The following is an 881-nucleotide window of genomic DNA, read 5'->3' as shown; positions in this document are numbered from 1 at the left end:
ACTGGAGTTCCTGGTGTTTTTGGTTGATCTGGTGTTACTGGTACAACACGTTCTTTAAGTGTTACTGTGAACTCTTGATCAGTGTCTTTATCTTTATCGAACTTACCACCTTCTGGGTATGTATTAGATACTAATTCATATCCTTTGTTTTCAAGTTCTTTGATTTTCGCTTTTACATCAGCCTCTTTTGTAAGTGGTGTATCTGAGTCACCTTCTTCAGTAATAGCATCAACACCTGGAATTGAATTTCCTTTTTCATCTACGAAAGTCGTTTTAGCTTTTTGTGTATCCTTCACATAGTTGATCGGTGTATTCTCATCTGGGTTAGTTGGGACATTTGGTACTTCATATCCTTTAGTTGGATCGTTTGGATCCACTGGTTTCAACGGGTTACCATCTTTGTCCTTAGGAGTCATACCTGGTACGTATGGAAGAACTGGTTTGTCGTTACCTGGTTTTGTTGGATCTGTTGGATCGTTTGGATATTTGATTGGGTCTGTTGGTTGACCTGGAATGTTCGGTACCCATGAACCAAGTGGTTTGTAGGTTACTACTTCCTTGATATCTTCTGAATCACCGGTTACATTTACCATCGCAACACTTGCTTTATCAGCTAAGTATCCTTTAACTACTGGTGATTTCACTTCAGCCAAGTCTTGTGCTGGAGTCCAATCTCCGTATGTAACTTCACCTGTTACCAAGTTGACCTTAGCTTCACGTGTGAATTTAGCTTCTTGTGTTACTGTTTTTGGAGTGCCATCTTCGTTTAATACTGGAGTTCCATCTTCATAGACATAAGTAATTGTACGTGTGACTATTTTGTTTAGATCTTTTTCTTCCAAACCAGCTGGGTATTTAGGTCCGTCTGGGTTGTTTGGATC

The 881-nt window shown here is 39.6% G+C and carries 1 protein-coding gene; it reads right to left on the bottom strand.

All coding sequences use genetic code 11. The features are described from left to right. Positions 1 to 881 (bottom strand): mucin-binding protein (locus ADF62_RS07080; protein WP_048788462.1); only part of this gene is annotated, 881 nt, incomplete at both ends.

The sequence above is a fragment of the Streptococcus sp. 1004_SSPC genome (assembly GCF_001069025.1).
GTDB lineage: Bacteria > Bacillota > Bacilli > Lactobacillales > Streptococcaceae > Streptococcus > Streptococcus vestibularis.
The sequence above is the reverse complement of the archived record's forward strand: the minus strand, read 5'-3'. Positions and strand labels throughout refer to the sequence as shown.